This is a genomic window from Nonomuraea sp. NPDC049269 (genome assembly GCF_043197155.1).
Lineage (GTDB): Bacteria > Actinomycetota > Actinomycetes > Streptosporangiales > Streptosporangiaceae > Nonomuraea.
Genome location: NZ_JBICSO010000005.1, coordinates 499,583 through 516,473, shown reverse-complemented (window position 1 = coordinate 516,473; position 16,891 = coordinate 499,583). Strand labels below are relative to the sequence as shown.

Here is a 16,891-nt window from a genome sequence, read left to right as displayed (position 1 = left end):
CGCCCGGCTCAAGTGTTTTCATTGAAAAGTCCTCCTTAGGACGTGACCGGTGCCAGCCACAGCCCGACGATGGCGTCGATCAACCCCGTCGCGGCGTCGTGCCAGCTCGATCGGGGTGTGGGGGTGCCCTCGGCCAGGGCGCGCTCGCGCTCGGCGCACACGTGCACCATCAGCTGACGAGCCATGTCATAGCGCTCGGCCCGCACCTCGGCCGGCAGATCGGGCAGGCACCGGTTGAGCCCGTCGATGATCTGGAGCAGCGCGCGCGAGGACAGAGCCTCCTCGATCATGATTTCGCGGAACACGGGGTCGGTCATCACCTGGGCGCCGAACCGGGCGAACCAGGTCGGGTTGCCCAGGGCGGCCAGGTGCTCGGCGGTCGGGCGCACCAGGCAGCCCACCCAGTCCCGTACGTCCGAGCTGTCGCCGATCGTGGCCAGTATCCGCAGGCGCACCCGCTCGATCTGCTCGGCGTGTTTGCGGACGATGGCGCGTACGAGATCGGTCTTGGTGCCGAAGTGGTAGCCGACCGCGGTGTTGTTGCCCTGCCCCGCGGCCTCGCTGACCTGACGGTTGGACACCGCCATCACCCCGTGCTCGGCGAACAGCCGCTCCGCCGCCGTCAGGATCGACTCCCGGGTCGCGCCCGCCCGATCGGCCCGTACGGTCCGGCCGGTCACGGTCACCACCGCACCGGGACTTCGCGCAACCCGCCGACGGCGAGTCCTTCGACCCGTTGCAGGTCCGCCACCGGGACGGCGAGTTCCAGGGAGGGGAGCCGGCGCAGCAGCACCTCGAGCACCGCCTGCAACTCGGTGCGGGCCAGCGCCTGGCCCAGGCACGAGTGCGCCCCGGCGCCGAAGGCCAGGTGGAGGTTCGGGCTGCGGCCGAGGTCCATGTCGCCGGCGCCGTCGAACGCGCTCTCGTCGCGGTTGGCCGCGGCCATGCTGCACACCACGGTCGTCCCGCCCGGCAGCACGGCCCCGGCCACCTCCAGGTCCTCACCGAGGTAGCGCGGCATGCCGAACCCCGCGTTGGCGTCGAACCGCAGCGCCTCTTCCACCGCGGTGCGCACGAGCGACCGGTCCGCCAGCAGGAGCTCCCAGCGGCGCCGGTCGGCCAGCAGCATCGCCACCATTTTGCCGATCATGTTCGCCGTGGTCTCGTGCCCGGCGACCAGCAGGCCCATGCCGGTGGCCACGAGGGTCGCGTCGGACAGCCGCCCACCGTCGGCGTCGGTGTTCGTGATGAGCTCGCTGAGCAGGTCCTGGCCCGGTTCGGCGCGCTTGGCGATGATGTGGGCGGCCATGTACTGGACGAACTCGGCCTGCGCCGTGTCGATCTGCGCCTGCGTGTAGCGGGTCAGGTTGAGCAGCGTGTCGGACCAGTACGCGAACCGGTCGCGGTCCGCGTCCGGGACCCCGAGCAGATCGCAGATCACCCACACCGGCAGCGGGAAGCCCAGGCTCGCCTTGAGATCCGCCGGCTGACCCCGCTCCAGCATGTCGTCGATGAGCCGCTCGGCCATCGCCTCCATCCCCGGCCGCAGCGCGGCCATGCGCTTGACGGTGAACCACTTGCTGATCATCCGCCGCCAGCGCTGGTGCGCCTCACCGGACTGCGGGATCGCCGTCGCCATCTCGCTGTTGAAGACGCCACCCGACTCGTTGTCCGCGATCCGGGCCGCGTCGTCCATGTGCGTCGGCCGGGTGAACCGCGGGTCGGACAGCACCCGCTTGACGTCCTCGTAGCGCGTGACCAGGGACGCCTCGTCGCCGCTGGGCAGCGTCACCCGCGCCACGGGGCACTTCTGCTGGAGCTGCGCCCATTCCACCGGCGGCTCCAGGGCCGCGTCACTGGGAATCGGATAGGTCAGGACTTGCTCGCCTTGGCTCACCACGGCCTCCTCCGAACCGACGGTCAGTTCGTGGTCAGTAAACCCGTACTGTTAGATTAAGTCAAGCGACTGATTTAAGTCCTGTCGAGTCATCCCCAACCCCCTTTGATGGAGGCTTCCCCCATGTCCGCTGTGCCCGCTCACGCCCGGCCATCCGGGCCGCCACAGGCGAATACCGTCGTGGTGGTGCTCGCCCTCGCCGGGATCGTGGTCTCGCTGATGCAGACCCTGGTGATCCCGCTGATCCCCCAGCTCCCGCGGCTCCTGAGCGCCCCGGCCGCCGACACGGCCTGGGCGATCACCGCCACGCTGCTCGCCGGCGCCGTCGCGACGCCGACGGTGGGCCGGCTGGGAGACATGTACGGCAAGCGGCGCATGCTGCTGATCAGCCTGGTTCTACTGGTGACCGGCTCGGCCGTCTGCGCTCTGGCCGACACGTTGACGCCCATGGTCGCCGGACGGACGCTGCAGGGCCTGGCCGCCGGTGTCATTCCGCTCGGCATCAGCATCATGCGCGACGAGCTCCCCGCCGAGCGCCTCGGCTCGGCGACCGCGCTGATGAGCGCCTCGCTGGGCGTGGGCGGCGCGCTCGGCCTGCCCGCGGCCGCCTTCCTGGCCGAACGCACCGACTGGCACGTGCTGTTCTGGACGGCGGCGGCCCTCGGCGCGCTCGCCACCGTGCTCGTGCTCACCCTCGTGCCGGAATCCAGCGTGCGTACCGGAGGCCGCTTCGACCTGGTGGGCGCGGCGGGGCTGTCGATCGCGCTGGTGTGCCTGCTGCTGGCGATCTCCCAGGGGGCCGGCTGGGGCTGGACCAGCGCACGAACCATCGGCCTGTTCGGCGCGGCGGTCGTCGTGCTGGCGCTGTGGGGCTGGTGGGAGCTGCGTACCAGGCAGCCGCTGGTGGACCTGCGCACCACCGCGCGCCGTCAGGTGCTGCTCACCAACCTCGCCTCCGCCGTGTTCGGCTTCGCGATGTTCGCGATGTCCCTGGTGCTCCCGCAACTCCTGCAGATCCCGAAGGCCACCGGCTACGGGCTGGGCGAGTCGATGCTGACCGTCGGCCTGGTGATGGGCCCCTCCGGCCTGGTGATGATGGCCATGGCCCCGCTGTCCGCGCGGATCTCGAAGGCCAGGGGCCCCAAGGTGACCTTGATGTGCGGCGCGCTCGTGGTCGCCGCCGGTTACGGCCTGAGCATCGCGCTGATGTCCGCCATCTGGCACCTGGTGCTCGTCTCCGCGGTGATCGGGGCCGGGATCGGACTCGCGTACGGCGCCATGCCCGCGCTCGTCATGGGGGCCGTGCCCGTGTCGGAGACGGCCGCCGCCAACAGCCTCAACACGCTGATGCGGGCCATCGGCACCTCGATCTCCAGCGCGGTCTCCGGCGTCGTCCTGGCCCAGATGACCATCACGCTCGGCTCCGCCACCCTCCCGTCCCAGAACGGCTTCCGCCTGGTCATGGCCATCGGCGCGGGCGCCGCGCTGGTCGCCCTCGCCTTCGCGGCCTTCCTCCCCGGCCGGCGCCCGGCTTCGGCCACCCCGGCCACGCGGCCCGCCGCCGCGCGGGTCTGATCACCGCCACCGGCCACGTTTCCGCACGTACCGCTTCGTCACCGGCACCGCGAGCGATCGCCACTCCCACTCCCCGGAAAGACCCGAGCGATCACCGCCCCCTCCCAGAAGGACCCCGGCCATCGCCTCCCCCACTCTTCAGAAGGACCCCAGCCGAAGTACGGCGGGGAGGCTAACCCTTGATCGCGCCCTGGGTGATGCCGTTGACGAAGCTGCGCTGGAAGATGAGGTAGACGACCACGATCGGCGTGATGACGATCAGGCCGGCCGCCGACAGCAACGGGATGTCGGTCGAGTACTGCCCCACGAAGAGTCCCAGACCACCCGGGGCGGTGCGCCGCTCCGGGTCCTGCATCATGACCAGCACCAGCAGGAACTGGTTCCACGACCACATGAAGTACAGGACCGACAAGGTGGTGATCGCCGGCCACGAGATCGGCAGCAGCACCCGCGCCAGCACGACGATGTCCCTGGCGCCGTCGATGCGGGCGGCCTCGACCAGCTCCTCGGGGATGTTGGAGAAGTGCGAGCGCATCCAGTAGACGCCGAACGGCATGAACAGCGCCACCTCGGCGAGGATGATGCCAAGGTAGGAGTTGGTGAGGCCGACCTCGCGCAGGTTGAAGTAGAGCGCCACCACGATGAGCTCGATCGGCAGCGTGAGTCCCAGCACGAAGCCGGCCGTCACCGTCTTGTGGCCCCAGACCTTGAGCACCGTCAGCCCGTATCCGGCCAGCGTGGCCAGCACCAGCGCGAGCGGCACCACGCACACCGAGATCAGTACGCTCGACCGCATGAGGGCGGTGAAGTTGCCCCGCTCCCAGGCCAGCGCCAAGGTCTCCCACGACCACCGCTCAGGGATGCTCAGCCCGTTGAGCTGCGCGCCCGGCGGATGCAGGGCGGCCAGGATGATGCCGGCGAAGGGCAGCAGCACCATGACCGCCAAGAGGACAAGTACGCCGTACCGGATGCTGACTCCGCCGCGCATGCTCAACTCTCATCCCTGGTGAAGTATCGGATGGCGCTGACGACGGCGATCACCAGTACGGTCAGCACGACCGCCAGCGCGCTCGCGCCGCCGATGTCGCCCTCGTTGAAGGCCAGCCGGTAGACCAGCAGGGCGGGCACGTTGGTCTGTCCCGCCGGGCCGCCGTTCGTCGTGGTAAAGACGAGGTCGAAGCTGGCCAGCGCGGCGATCGTGGTGATGACACCGGCGATCGTGATCTCCTTGCGCACCCCGGGCAGGGTGACGTGGAGGAACTGCCGCCACGAGTTCGCGCCGTCGAGGGTGGCGGCCTCGTACAGGGACGGGTCGATCTTCTGCGCGCCGGCCAGGAAGAGCATCATGCACAGCCCGCTCATCGCCCAGGTCCCGATGAACCCGAGCGCGACCAGCGCCAGCTGGTAGTCGCCCAGCCAGGCCCGGGTGATCCCGCCCAGCCCCACCAGGTCGAGGACCTGGTTGACCACGCCGGTGTCGCTGTAGAGCCAGCGCCAGGTGATGCCGACGGCCACCAGCGGCAGCACCTGGGGCAGGAAGAAGACGATCCGGAAGAACGTCATCCCGCGCCGCACCTTGCCCATCAGCAGGGCGGTCATGAACAGCCCGACGCAGATGGGGATGAACGAGAAGAAGACGATCAGCACGAGGCTGTGCAGAATGGCCTCGTACAGCGCCGAATCCCGAAAAATCTTGATGTAGTTGTCCAGACCCGCCGAGGTCGCCGGCAGGATGCCGTCCCAGGTCAGGAAGGACAGGCGCAGCGTGTTCAGCGCCGGCCAGATGGCGAACCCCAGATAGACGGCGAGCGCGGGAAACACGTAGAGCCAGCCGCGCGCCCGTCCGCCGCGCCCGTGCGGGCGGTGGACGCGCTTACTGCCGGCCACCGGCTCCCCGCCGCGGGCCGGGGTGGCCCGCGGCGGGGAGATGGACGTACTCAGATCACGAGCCATGGTGTCCGTCCCACGACTCCTGCAAGGAGCGCAGGAAGTCGTCAGCGGTCATCTTCTTGCTGATGAGCCCCTGGACACCGGGGGTCAGCTTGTCGATCATGCCGGGAGAGGCGTAGTCGGGGAACGGGACGATCCCGTTGTTCTGCGCCACCGGCGTGAAGGCCTTGGCGATGTCGCCGCGCAGGCCCGTCGCGCCCAGCTCGGCCTTGGTGTCGACCGGCATGAACCCGCCGTCGAACTCGATCTTCGCCGCCTCCGGCGAGCTCAGGAAGTCCAGGAACGCCGCGGCGACGTTCGGGTTCTTCGACTTGGCCGAGATGGCGTACGCCACGCTCGCCCCTGAGGCGACGTTCAGCGGCGTGGTCGACTCCGAGGGCATGAGGAAGAAGCCGACGTTGTCCTTCATCTCGGTCTCCAGCGTCGAGGCGGCCCAGTTTCCGGTCACCAGGAACGCGCTCTTGCCCTTGGAGAAATTCGCCAGCGCGTCGGCGTCGGCCGTGGCGTTCGCCGAGGCGGGGAAGTATCCCTTGTCCGCCCAGTCCATCAGCAGCTTGGTGGCCTTCTGCGCGCCCGGATTCTCGATCGTGCCGCCCGGCTCGCCGTACACCCAGGACCGGTAGGCCTTCACGTCACCGGTGACGTTGAGCAGCGCGTTCCACAGGTGGAACCCGCCCACCTGCAGCGCGCCGAGGCTCAGCGGAGTCTGCCCGGCGCCCTTCACCTTCGCCAGCGCGGCCTCGAACTCGCCGAGCGTCTTCGGCACGTCCGCGACACCCGCCTTGGACAGGATCTCCTTGTTGTAGTAGACGCCCACCACCGACAGCGCGCCGGGCGCGGCGTACAGACCGCCGGTGCCGAACCGCTTGGCCGCCTTGTCCGAGCTGAGCACCTCCAGGCTGGCGGGCGGGAACTTGCCGTCCCAGCCGTAGGCCTTGGCCCACGGGCCCAGGTCCAGAATCAGCCCCGCCGGGACCAGGGAGTTCATCGCGCCGGGGTTGTACTGCGCGATGTCCGGCGCCGAGTCCGACGACATCGACAGCTTGATCGACTTGACGTAGTCGTTGAACGGCGTCATCTGGGGCTTGATGGTGACGTTCGGATGGAGCTTGGTGAAGGCGTCCACCAGCGTCTTGGTGGGCGGATCGTTGCTGTAGGCCAGGGTCAGCGTGACCGGGTCGCTGGGGACGGTCGTCGAGACGTCGACCTTCTTCGTGGTGGCCGGGGCGCTCGTGCCGCCGGTGCCCGCGCAGGCCGTCAGGGTGAGTGTCGCCGCGGTGCCGAGCGCCACGAGCGCCTGCCACCGACCTGGTGTTGTCATGTGCATGACCTTTCGCCTATCTCTGATATCCGCGTCGCCGATATCCGGGGGGTCTTCAACTGGTCTCCTGACGGCCGCTGCGCACCAGGTCGAACCTGGTGCGCTCGAGCTCGTCCAGCGAGTGAAGCAGGGCCCCGTGGACGACGGCGTCGTCCCGGAGCGTCGAGACCTCCAGGGCCGGTTGGTCCAGAGGCTGGTCGGACAGGTGCCGCCGGACCGCGGCGAGCAGCGTCTCGCCGCATCTGGCCAAGGGCCCGCCGATGACCACGAGCCGTGGATCGAGGATCGCCCGGATCGCGGCGACGCCTTTGGCGAAGCGGCGGGCGACCACGTCGATCACGTCCAGGGCGGACGGCGTGCCGTCGACGACGGCGTCCAGCACCGCGTCGAACGCCCGCTCCCCCGCCGCCTCGATCCGGGCCAGGAAGGCGTCGTCGCCGTCGCGTCCGGCCGCCGCCGTCGCCAGGCGGACGATCTCCTCGCCGCCCACCCAGCTCTCGAACGGGCCGAGGCCGTGCGGATGGCGGGGCTCGGGCGGGGCTTCCGCGAACAGGTCCAGGAAGCCGACGTCGCCGGCGTCGTTGGAGGCGCCGCGGTAGAGCTCGCCGTTCAGCACGATCCCGGCGCCGACGCGTTCGCCCCAGTGGACCATCACCAGCGAGTCCTCGCGCCGCTCCGCGCCGCGCCAGCGCTCGCCCTGGGTGGCCAGCTTGACGTCGTTGTCCAGGTAGATCGGGCAGCCGAGAGCGTCTTTCATCCGGCGGTGGAGGATGTCGCCGGTCAGGCCGGGCATGCTCGGGATGAGCCTGATGATCCCGGTCGCCGGGTCGACGATGCCGGGGGTGCCCACCGAGGCGAACCAGAGGTCGCCGGTCGTGATGCCCGCCGAGTCGAGCGTGCGGGCCACCGTGGACAGGAGTGTCTCCACCACCTGCTCGCCGCTCGAAACCACCTGCTCGCCGCCGAGCTGCACCGCGTCGGTCGCGATGACCGTACCGGCTAGGTCGGACACCGCCATCCGCAGGTCCTGCGGGCTGATCGACAGGCCGAGCACGTAGCCGGCCTCCGCCCGGAACCGCACGAGCTGCGCGGGCCGTCCCGCCCTGCTGGAGTCGCGATCAAGGGAGCCGAACTCGACGAGGCCCTCCGCGGCCAGCGCGTTGAGCGAGCGGGTGACCGCCTGCCGGGACAGCCCCACCGCCTTGGCCAACGCGGACACGCTCATGCTCGTCTCGGTCCGCAGCCGCCGCAGGATGGCGCCGGCGTTGACCTCCCGCATGAACTGCGTGCCAACCGCGACCACCTGCTCCATGACCTCTCCCTGGTGTCGACTTGCCGGTACGCTAGCATAATAATTATGGACCGTACGGAACTAATTCGTCGAGGGGCGTGACCTGCGATGTCATCCGGTGATCCCGAGCAGGCACCACTGTGGGCGGACACCGTCCGCGGGCTGGCTCATCGCGTTCTCGGACCGGTGGCCGAGTCGATCCGGTTCGTCACGCGCGACGGCGCGGGGCGCGGCTACGAGTACGAGGCGAGGGACGGCGCGCTCACCGTCGCCGCGACGGACGGCGTGAGCGCGTCCGTCGGCCTGCATCACTATCTGCGGGAACGTTGCGGTCTGTCCGTTGGCTGGGACACCGTGCTGCCGCTGGGGCTGACGTCTCTCGCGGACAGCCCGCCCCGGCGGGGCTCGGCCCGGGTCCAGGACGGCTACTACTTCAACTTCTGCACGTTCAGCTACACGATGCCCTACTGGGACTGGGCCGACTGGGAGCGCGAGATCGACTGGATGGCCCTGCACGGCATCACCATGCCGCTCGCCATCACCGGCCACGAGGCCGTGCTGCATGCCGCCTACTCCCTCCTCGATCTCGACGACCAGACCGTCCGCGGCTTTCTGGGCGGCCCAGGCTACCTGCCGTTCCAGTTCATGGGCTGCCTGGACGGCTTCGCCGGTCCGCTGTCCGCGTCCTGGATCGAGCGCCATCGCGAGCTCGGGGCGCGCGTCCTCGACCGCGAGCGCGCCTTCGGCATGACGCCCATCCTTCCGGCGTTCACCGGGCACGTCCCGCCCGAGATCGCCGCGTCGTCGCGGGCCAGTCGCCGCGACTGGCAGGGCTTCGAGACCTGGGTCCTGGACCCGGCCGACCCGCTCTACGAGCGGCTGAGCGCCGAGATCACCCGTACCCAGATCAAGTTCTTCGGCACCGATCACCGCTACGCCGCCGATCCGTTCATCGAGATGATCCCGGTCGACGCCGACCCGGCCTTCCCCGGAGCCGTGGCGGCGGCGACGCTGGCCGGTCTGCGGGCCGCCGATCCGGACGCGGTCTGGGTCATGCAGGCCTGGCCGTTCTCCTACCAGCGGGAGTTCTGGACCGACGACCGCGTCACCGCCTTTCTCGACGCGATTCCGGATGACCGGATGCTCGTCGCGGACCTGTGGGCGGAGTACGACCCGCTGTGGGAGCGCTTCGAGCAGTTCGCCGGCAAGCCCTGGCTCTGGTGCGCGCTGCTCAACTTCGGCGGCCGCACCGATCCGGTCGCCGACCTGCGCGGCGTCCCGGCCTCGATCGACACCGCCCTGGCGGCGCCGAACCCGCCCGCCGGCCTCGGCCTGTCCATGGAGGCCACCCGCAACAACCCGGTCTTCTTCGAGCTCGTGGCCGACCAGATCTGGAACCAGGTCCCCGACCTGGACGCCTGGCTCGACGCCTTCGTGACCCAGCGTTACGGCAGGGACACGGCCGCACTGCGGACCGCCTGGCACGGGCTCCTGAACACCGTCTACGACCCCCGGGGCCGGCGGATCTACCCCGCGCAGTTCAACGGCATCCTGACCGCCAAACCCTCCTATACGGGGATGGCGCAGGCACGCGCGGATGTCACCCAGGCCCTCTGGTACGAGCCGGCCGTGCTGGCGGAGGCCTGGGAGCGGCTGATCGAGGTGGCCGAGCACGACCGCGACCTGGCGAACGGTCCACTGGGGCACGATCTCGCCGAGGTGGGGATCGCGTTCATGGCCAGGGTCGCCGACCGCTACTACCTCGACGCCGTGGAGCGGTCGGTGTCGCGCGGCACGCCCGGCCTGCCGGAGATCGCCAGGTTCCTGCGCGTCTTCGAAGACCTCGACCGGATGCTGGCCGCCCGGCCCGAGTACACCTTCCAGCACTGGGAGTCCAAAGCGCTGTCGTGGGCCGCCGACCCGGCCGACCGCGACGTCCTGCTGGACAACGCCCGCCGCATCATCACGGTGTGGGGCACCACGGACAGCCCTCTGCTCGACGACTACGCGGGGCGCCATTGGAGCGGGCTCGTCGGCGGCTACTACCGCGACCGCTGGGAGTTGTGGGCGCGTGGCCTCGGCCGCGCGCTCGCCACGCCCGGCGCCGCCCCCGAGGCGGATCTCCAGGAACAGCTCCGTGAACGGGCCGAGGCCTTCCTGCGGGAAGGGCCGGCGCCCGCGCCGGCGGATCTGGGCGACCTCGCCACGGAGTCACGCCGGCTGTTCACCGCCTACGCGACCCAGCCTTCGGACAACGATCGATGAGGAGAACGATGCCCCAGGTGGTACCACCGACCGAGCGCCGGAATCCCCGCACCGCCGACATTGACACCCTGGAGTCCCGCGAGGTCCTCCGGCTGATCCAGCAGGAGGACGCCCGCGCGGTCGAGGCCGTCGGCGCGGCCATCGACCCGCTCGCCCGGGCGGTGGACGAAGCACATCTCCGTCTCAGCCGGGGCGGAACGGTGCACTACTTCGGCGCCGGCGCGTCGGGCCGGCTGGCGGTGCTGGACGCCACCGAGATCACCCCGACCTTCGGGGTGGCGCGTGAGCTGTTCACCGCCCACTTCGCCGGCGGGCCCGCCGCCGTCGCCGACTCCTCCGTCGACCGCGAGGACTCCGAGGCGCTGGGCGCCGCCGACGCCGAGGTCCTCGACGAGACCGGCGTGGCGATCGGGATCACGGCGTCCGGATCGACTCCGTACGTGACCGGCGCGCTGCGCGTGGCGCGGTCCGCCGGCGCTCTCACGGTGCTGGTCACCTGTAATCCGGACGCCCCGCTCCGCGAGCTGGCCGAGATCACCGTCGTCGCCGCCACCGGGCCGGAGGCGCTGACCGGCTCCACCCGGCTCAAGGCGGGCACGGCGACGAAGGTGATCCTCAACGCGTTCTCGACGGCTCTCATGATCAAGGCCGGCCGGACGTACGGGAACCTCATGGTCGGGCTGGTCGCCACCAACGGCAAGCTCGGCGAGCGCGCGGTGCGGCTGCTCGTCGAGGCGACGGGCGAGGAGGAGGCGAGCTGCCGCGCGGTCCTGACCGACACGGGCGGGAACATCCCGGAGGCGCTCGTACGGCTGCTCACCGGCTGCTCCCCCGAACAGGCGCGGTCCGCGCTGGAGCAGCACCCGGGCGTCCGGGCGGCCGTCGCCGCGCTGGCGGGCGCCAGATGAGCTTCGCGGGCGTCGACGTCGGCGGTGGCGGGATCAGAGTGCGGATCGAGGCCGCCGGGTCGAGCGCGGCCGGGGACGACGCGTCTCCGGTACCGCGTGCGGAGGGCAGGGTCGACCTCGATCGGCTCGCGGCCCGGATCACCCGGGTCATCGAGGACGCCGTAGGCGACCTGAAGATCGACCGGTTCACCGGCATGGCGATCGGCACGACCGGGCTGCCCGGCCTGGTCCGGGACCCGAGCACGCTCTGGCACGCGCTGCGCGAGCGGTTCGGCCTGGGCGCGCTCGTGGTCACCGGTGACATGGTGACCACGCACGTCGGCGCGCTCGACTTCCAGCCCGGAGTCGTGGTCGCCGCGGGCACCGGCGTCATCACACTCGGCACCGACCTGGACGGCGTCTGGAACCAGTCCGACGGGTGGGGGTACCTGCTCGGCGACCACGGCGGCGGCGCCTGGATCGGGATGCGAGGCCTGCACGCGGCGCTGCGCGCGCATGACGGCCGGGTCGGCGGGTCGGCCGCTCTCCTCGGGCACCTGACGGCCCGCTTCGGGCACCCCTCGGAGCTGGTGACGCTGGTCTACGCGTCGGGGTCGGCGGCCCACCACTTCGCCTCGTTCGCGCCGTACGTCGGCGAGGCGGCCCGCGACGGGGACCCGGTGGCCCGGCAGATCTGGACCGAGGCCGGCCGGCAGCTCGGCCAGACCGCGGTGGCCGCCGCGGCCGGACTCGAACCGGTCTTCTCCTGGGGCGGCCGGCTCTTCGACGCCGCGGACCTGCTGATGGAGCCCTTCCAGAACACGGTCCGCGCGCTGCTCCCAGGCGCCCGCTTCCGGCCGCCGAGAGGCACCTCCGCCGACGGCGCGCTCGCCCTGGCCCGAGCCGCCGCCGACGGGTCGGTGCCGTCACACCACCCCTATGTCTACGTCTTCACCGAAGAGGCTCAACCGATCGGTGGATCGGCTCAGTCATCCGGCCGATCGGCCGGTTCAGCCGTCGACTCATGAGACCGGTCGATGCGCGCGCGGGCGTGGCGTTGCGACGCTGAGGGCATGCGCCATCCCACGAACTCCCCGCCCCCGCGCGCGACAGCCGATGAGGACCTGAACCATCCGCTCAGCCGGACGGCGTTCCGCCGCATGAAGGTCCTCGTCGGCTGCTACTTCGCCCTGAGCGTGCTCACCCTCGTGGCCGCCTACGCGCTGCGCGATGACCCCGCGATGGTGAACGACACGGTCTGGGTCCGCGGCGTGATCGTCATCGGCGCCTCGGCGGTGACGTTCGCCTTCGTGGCCGGCACGGCCCGGGGCCGTCGCCGGGCGTACCTCCGGCTGCGGATCACCTCAGCCGTCATGATGGTGGCCATCGCGATCCTCATCTCCATCCCCGGCTTCCTGCCGATGTGGATGAGGATCGAACAGGGGGTCTGCGGGCTCCTCCTGCTCGGCGTCGTCCTGATCGTCAACGGCGGGCACCTGCGCTCGTTGTTCGCCGCCAGGCGCGGCTAGATTGTCTTCGCGGGGAGGAGGCGTCAGAGATGAGCAGTCCGATGCCTCGCTTCTGGGGGGATGCGCGAGAGCACCGAGGGCGTCCGGTCATCACCGTCATGCCGTACGCGTTGCTGGCGCTCCTGGTCGTCGTCACGGTGATCAACAAGCGCTCGGCGGGCGGCTCCCTGCTCTTCGACCTGGCCCTGTGCGCACTTGCCGCGGTGTGGATGCTGTGCCTGTTCACCCTGCGTCCCGCCTGGCGGGACCGGCCGGCGGTGATGGCGGTGTTCGTCGCCGTGCTGCTCGCGATCATGGTGGTTCTGGTGGTCAGGGATCCTTGGTTCGGGTTCTTCACGCCCGCCGGGTACGTCTACGCGTTCAGGCTCCTGCGGTGGCCGTGGCGGCTGTCCGGCGTCGCCGGGGTGGCGATCGTGGCGGGCATCGCGCAGGCGTACGACGTGGACAAGACCACTCTTGAGGGCCTGATGACCTGCCTGGCCGTCGTGGCGGCGAATGTACTCCCCATGTGTGGTTTCGCCTGGTTCGCCGAGCGGGTCGCCCAGCGGAACGAGCAGCGCCTGCGGGCCCTGGAAGAGCTGGGCGAGGCCAACCTGCGGCTTGAGGCGACGCTGGCGGAGAACGCGGGCCTGCACGAACGGCTACTGGCCCAGGCGAGGGAGGCCGGGGTGCTGGACGAGCGGCAGCGGATGGCGCGGGAGATCCACGACACCCTGGCGCAGGGACTCACCGGGATCATCACCCAGTTGCAGGCAGCCGAACAGGCCGGGCAGGATCCGGCCGAATGGCACCGGCACATCACGGCCGCGACCACGCTGGCCAGGGAAAGCCTGACCGAGGCGCGGCGATCGGTGCACGCGCTGCGTCCCGAGCCCCTGCGGACGGCACGGCTGAGCGAGGCACTGGCCGACGTCGCGGGCCGCTGGTCGGCGCTGCACGGGGTCGCGGTCCAGGTCACGACGACCGGCACGGCCCGGCCACTGCTGCCGGAAGCCGAGGTCGCGCTGCTGCGGACCGCGCAGGAGGCACTGGCCAACGTGGCCAAGCACGCCCAGGCTCGCAGGGTCGGGGTGACGCTGTCCTATATGGAACGTGAGGTCGCTGTGGACGTACGGGATGACGGCAGGGGCTTCGATCCGGCCCACCTCGGCGACGGCGCCCCCGCCCCCGGCCTCGCCACAGGCAGCCTCGCCTCCCCGAACGGCATCGCCTCCCCAAACGACGTTGCTCCACCAAACGACGTTGCCCCGCCAAACGACGTTGCCCCGCCAAACGACGTTGCCCCGCCAAACGACGTTGCCCCGCCAAGCAGGGCCGTTGCCGGCAACGGCGGCCCGCACGCGTCCGCGGGCGGCGGCGAGTCCGGCGGGTTCGGCCTGGTCGCGATGCGGCAGCGGATCGAGGCCCTGTCCGGAACGCTGCAGGTCGAATCGGAACCGGGCGTCGGCACCGGCATCTCGGCCTGCATCCCTGCCGCCACCCCTGTCGCCATCCCCGCCGCGCAGACAGGCGTCGGCCTGTGAGCCGCCCCGACAACGCCCCGGAGACCAGCGGCAAACGCGACGAGGCCGGCCCGCCGATCAGCCTGCTGATCGTGGATGATCACCCCGTGGTCAGGGACGGGCTGAGCAGCATGTTCGCGCGCGACCCGGAGTTCGAGGTGCTCGGCGAGGCCTCCGACGGCGCCGAGGCGGTCCGGCTCGCCCAGTCCCTCGCCCCCGACGTGATCCTGATGGACCTGCGCATGCCGGGCATGGACGGCGTGACCGCGATAACCGAGCTGGCCAGGCAGGGCATAGCCGCACGCGTACTGGTGCTGACCACCTACGACACCGACAGCCACGTCCTGCCGGCGATCGAAGCGGGCGCGACCGGCTACCTGCTCAAGGACGCCCCCCGCGCCGAACTCGTGCGAGCGGTCCGAGCAGCGGCCCAGGGTCAGTCCGTGCTGGCGCCATCGGTGGCGGCCCGGCTGATGAGCCGGTTCCGGGCTCCCAGCACCGGCCCGCTCAGCCGGCGCGAACTCGAGGTCCTCGAACTGGTGGCGGCCGGCACCACCAACCGGGAAGCCGCGGCCAGGCTGTTCATCACCGAGGCGACGGTCAAGACCCACCTGCTCAACATCTACGCCAAGCTCGGTGTCGGCGACCGTGCCGCCGCAGTGGCCGAGGCATTCAACCGAGGCCTGCTCACGCCCGGCCCCCCAGGACAACGACCGTGACCTCCACCCCCACAGACGCCTGGAACCCATTCCACCCCGGCGCATCCTGAGCGAGCGGAAACTGTCAGTGGTCAGGCGCACACTCTACGTATGTCTGATGAGCCTCTCGAACTCGGCGAGATCTCCGTCGCCGACTGGCACGCCCACACCGACAAGATGGCGGAGGTCAGCTTCCTGACCATCGCCCGCCGGCTGCCCTCGCTCGTGCACCAGGCGATGCGCATGGCGTGGGGAGCCAGCCCGCGCGACACCCTGGCCACCATCTCGCTCAACCTGCTCGGCGGGGTGTTCACCGCGTTCGGGCTGCTGGCCACCACCGGCGTGCTCGCCGCCCTGTTCAGCCAGGGGCCCACCCCCGACCGGGTGATGGCCGCGCTGCCCAGCCTCGCCCTGGTCGCCACCGCCGCCGCGCTGCGCACCGCCATGCAGGCGGGCGCCGGCTGGGCGCAGTCCCGTCTCACCCCCCAGATCTCCCGGCTCACCGAGGAACGGCTCTACGGCCTGACCAGCCGCGTCGACCTGGTCGCCTACGACGACCCCGACTTCCACGACGCCCTCGAACGCGCCAACAACCGTGGCGTGGCGGTGGCCGACTGGGTGGTGACTTCGGCCATCGACGTAGTGACCGCCGCGGTCGGCATCACGGCCGTGGCCGGGGTGCTCAGCGTGCTCCACCCGGTGCTGCTGCCGCTGCTCCTGCTGGCGGTGCTGCCCGACGCCTGGGCCGCGGTCCGTAGCGCGCGGATGCGCTACATGACGATGCACACGCTCATCCCGGCCCGCCGCCGTAAGTGGATCATCGCCGAACTGCTGGCCGACCGCGAGTCCGCCGCCGAGGTCCGCTCCTTCACGATGCGCGGCTTCCTGCTGCGCATGTACGACGCGGTGGCCAAGGCCGAGCAGGACGTCCTGCTGCGGCTGGCCAGACGGGAGACGGCGGCGCGGCTGGTGGGCGAGGCCTTCGGCGGCCTGGGCACCGGCCTGGTCTACGTCGCGCTCGGCGTCCTGCTGGCCATCGCCGCGATCCCGCTCGCCGTGGCGGGCACCGCCGTCCTGGCGATCAGATCCGCCCAGCAGTCCCTGAGCAGCCTGATGTACGCCACCAACCGCCTCTACGAACAGGGCCTCTACTTCACCGACTTCCTGGAGTTCTGCGCCGACGCCGAACGCCGCCTCCCCGGCCCCCGCCCGCTCACGGCCCCCGAAGCGTTCCACAGCATCGTCGCCGACGCCGTGACCTTCACCTACCCGGGCGCCGACGAGCCCGCGCTCTGCGACGTGTCCATCAAGGTCGAACGCGGTGAGATCGTCGCCTTCGTCGGCGAGAACGGCTCGGGCAAGACCACCCTCGCCAAGATCCTGGCCGGCCTGTACGAACCAGACAGCGGCACCGTCTCCTGGGACGAGACCAACCTCAAAGAGGTCAGCCCTGAAGACCTCCGCCTGCGCACCGCGGTCATCGCGCAAGACCACACCCGCTGGCCGCTCACCGCCCGCTACAACATCACCATGGGCACCGACAAAGGCGATGCCGCCCTGCATTCGGCCGCCGAGGTGGCCGGCGCCGACGAGGTCGTCGCCGGCCTCCCGCTCGGCTTCCGCACCCTGCTCGACCGGCGCTTCAAGGACGGCCACGAACTGTCGGGCGGCCAGTGGCAGCGCATCGCGGTGGCCCGCGGCTTCCACCGCGACGCGCCCCTGCTCATCTGCGACGAGCCCACGGCCGCCCTCGACGCCCGCGCCGAACACGCCCTGTTCGAACGCATCCGCGGCCACTCCGACGGACGCACGGTCCTGCTGATCACCCACCGGCTGGCCAGCGTCCGCTACGCCGACCGCATCTACGTCCTGGAGCACGGCAAGGTGACAGAGCAGGGCGACCACACCACCCTCATGTCCTTGAACGGCCTGTACGCCGACCTCTACACCCTCCAAGCCAGCGCGTACCAATAGCA

General features: G+C 70.8%; 14 protein-coding genes. 8 read left to right on the top strand and 6 right to left on the bottom strand.

Features of this window, described 5'->3' with window-relative positions:
* Positions 1–35 precede the first annotated feature (35 nt).
* A complete protein-coding gene (locus ACGFNP_RS29860) occupies positions 36–680 on the bottom strand; it encodes a TetR family transcriptional regulator (protein WP_358325026.1) in 645 nt (214 codons plus the stop codon).
* A gap of 2 nt (positions 681–682) precedes the next feature.
* A complete protein-coding gene (locus ACGFNP_RS29855) occupies positions 683–1,897 on the bottom strand; it encodes a cytochrome P450 (protein WP_393324629.1) in 1,215 nt (404 codons plus the stop codon).
* 123 nt (positions 1,898–2,020) lie between these two features.
* On the opposite strand from ACGFNP_RS29855, the gene ACGFNP_RS29850 reads away from it, so the two are divergent.
* A complete protein-coding gene (locus ACGFNP_RS29850) occupies positions 2,021–3,472 on the top strand; it encodes an MFS transporter (RefSeq protein WP_358325020.1) in 1,452 nt (483 codons plus the stop codon).
* Between the two features lie 172 nt (positions 3,473–3,644).
* Here the strand turns inward: ACGFNP_RS29850 and ACGFNP_RS29845 are convergent, their stop codons facing one another.
* The 4 genes from ACGFNP_RS29845 to ACGFNP_RS29830 are packed head-to-tail and all read right to left on the bottom strand — an operon-like array spanning position 3,645 to position 8,055.
* On the bottom strand, positions 3,645–4,460 hold the full coding sequence (locus ACGFNP_RS29845; protein ID WP_358325017.1) for a carbohydrate ABC transporter permease: 816 nt from the start codon (positions 4,458–4,460) through the stop codon (positions 3,645–3,647).
* 2 nt (positions 4,461–4,462) lie between these two features.
* Positions 4,463–5,425: a sugar ABC transporter permease gene (locus ACGFNP_RS29840; protein ID WP_358325015.1), complete on the bottom strand. Its 963-nt coding sequence runs from the start codon at positions 5,423–5,425 to the stop codon at positions 4,463–4,465.
* Positions 5,415–6,743 carry an extracellular solute-binding protein gene (locus tag ACGFNP_RS29835; protein WP_358325012.1) on the bottom strand — a complete coding sequence of 443 codons (1,329 nt, stop codon included), beginning with the start codon at positions 6,741–6,743 and terminating at the stop codon, positions 5,415–5,417. Before ACGFNP_RS29835 ends, ACGFNP_RS29840 begins: the two co-directional genes overlap by 11 nt.
* Positions 6,744–6,798: 55 nt before the next feature.
* Positions 6,799–8,055 (bottom strand): ROK family protein, encoded by a 1,257-nt coding sequence (locus ACGFNP_RS29830; RefSeq protein ID WP_393324625.1) that lies wholly within the window; start codon positions 8,053–8,055, stop codon positions 6,799–6,801.
* 87 nt (positions 8,056–8,142) lie between these two features.
* On the opposite strand from ACGFNP_RS29830, the gene ACGFNP_RS29825 reads away from it, so the two are divergent.
* The 7 genes from ACGFNP_RS29825 to ACGFNP_RS29795 all read left to right on the top strand — a co-directional run bounded on the left by ACGFNP_RS29825 (position 8,143) and on the right by ACGFNP_RS29795 (position 16,889).
* On the top strand, positions 8,143–10,299 hold the full coding sequence (locus ACGFNP_RS29825) for an alpha-N-acetylglucosaminidase (protein WP_393324623.1): 2,157 nt from the start codon (positions 8,143–8,145) through the stop codon (positions 10,297–10,299).
* An 8-nt stretch (positions 10,300–10,307) separates the two neighbouring features.
* A complete protein-coding gene (locus ACGFNP_RS29820; RefSeq protein WP_393324621.1) occupies positions 10,308–11,207 on the top strand; it encodes an N-acetylmuramic acid 6-phosphate etherase in 900 nt (299 codons plus the stop codon).
* The gene (locus ACGFNP_RS29815) at positions 11,204–12,214 is read left to right on the top strand and encodes an N-acetylglucosamine kinase (RefSeq protein ID WP_393324618.1); all 1,011 of its coding nucleotides are present in this window, start codon (positions 11,204–11,206) and stop codon (positions 12,212–12,214) included. Before ACGFNP_RS29820 ends, ACGFNP_RS29815 begins: the two co-directional genes overlap by 4 nt.
* A 45-nt stretch (positions 12,215–12,259) precedes the next feature.
* Complete coding sequence (locus ACGFNP_RS29810) at positions 12,260–12,715, top strand: hypothetical protein (RefSeq protein ID WP_358324998.1); 456 nt, start codon at positions 12,260–12,262, stop codon at positions 12,713–12,715.
* A gap of 29 nt (positions 12,716–12,744) precedes the next feature.
* Positions 12,745–14,238 (top strand): sensor histidine kinase, encoded by a 1,494-nt coding sequence (locus tag ACGFNP_RS29805; protein WP_393324615.1) that lies wholly within the window; start codon positions 12,745–12,747, stop codon positions 14,236–14,238.
* A complete protein-coding gene (locus tag ACGFNP_RS29800) occupies positions 14,235–14,936 on the top strand; it encodes a response regulator transcription factor (RefSeq protein ID WP_358324993.1) in 702 nt (233 codons plus the stop codon). The genes ACGFNP_RS29805 and ACGFNP_RS29800 overlap by 4 nt, the downstream gene beginning before the upstream one ends.
* Before the next feature lie 90 nt (positions 14,937–15,026).
* Positions 15,027–16,889, top strand: coding sequence for an ABC transporter ATP-binding protein (locus ACGFNP_RS29795; protein ID WP_393324612.1), 1,863 nt, complete (start codon positions 15,027–15,029; stop codon positions 16,887–16,889).
* Positions 16,890–16,891 lie beyond the last annotated feature (2 nt).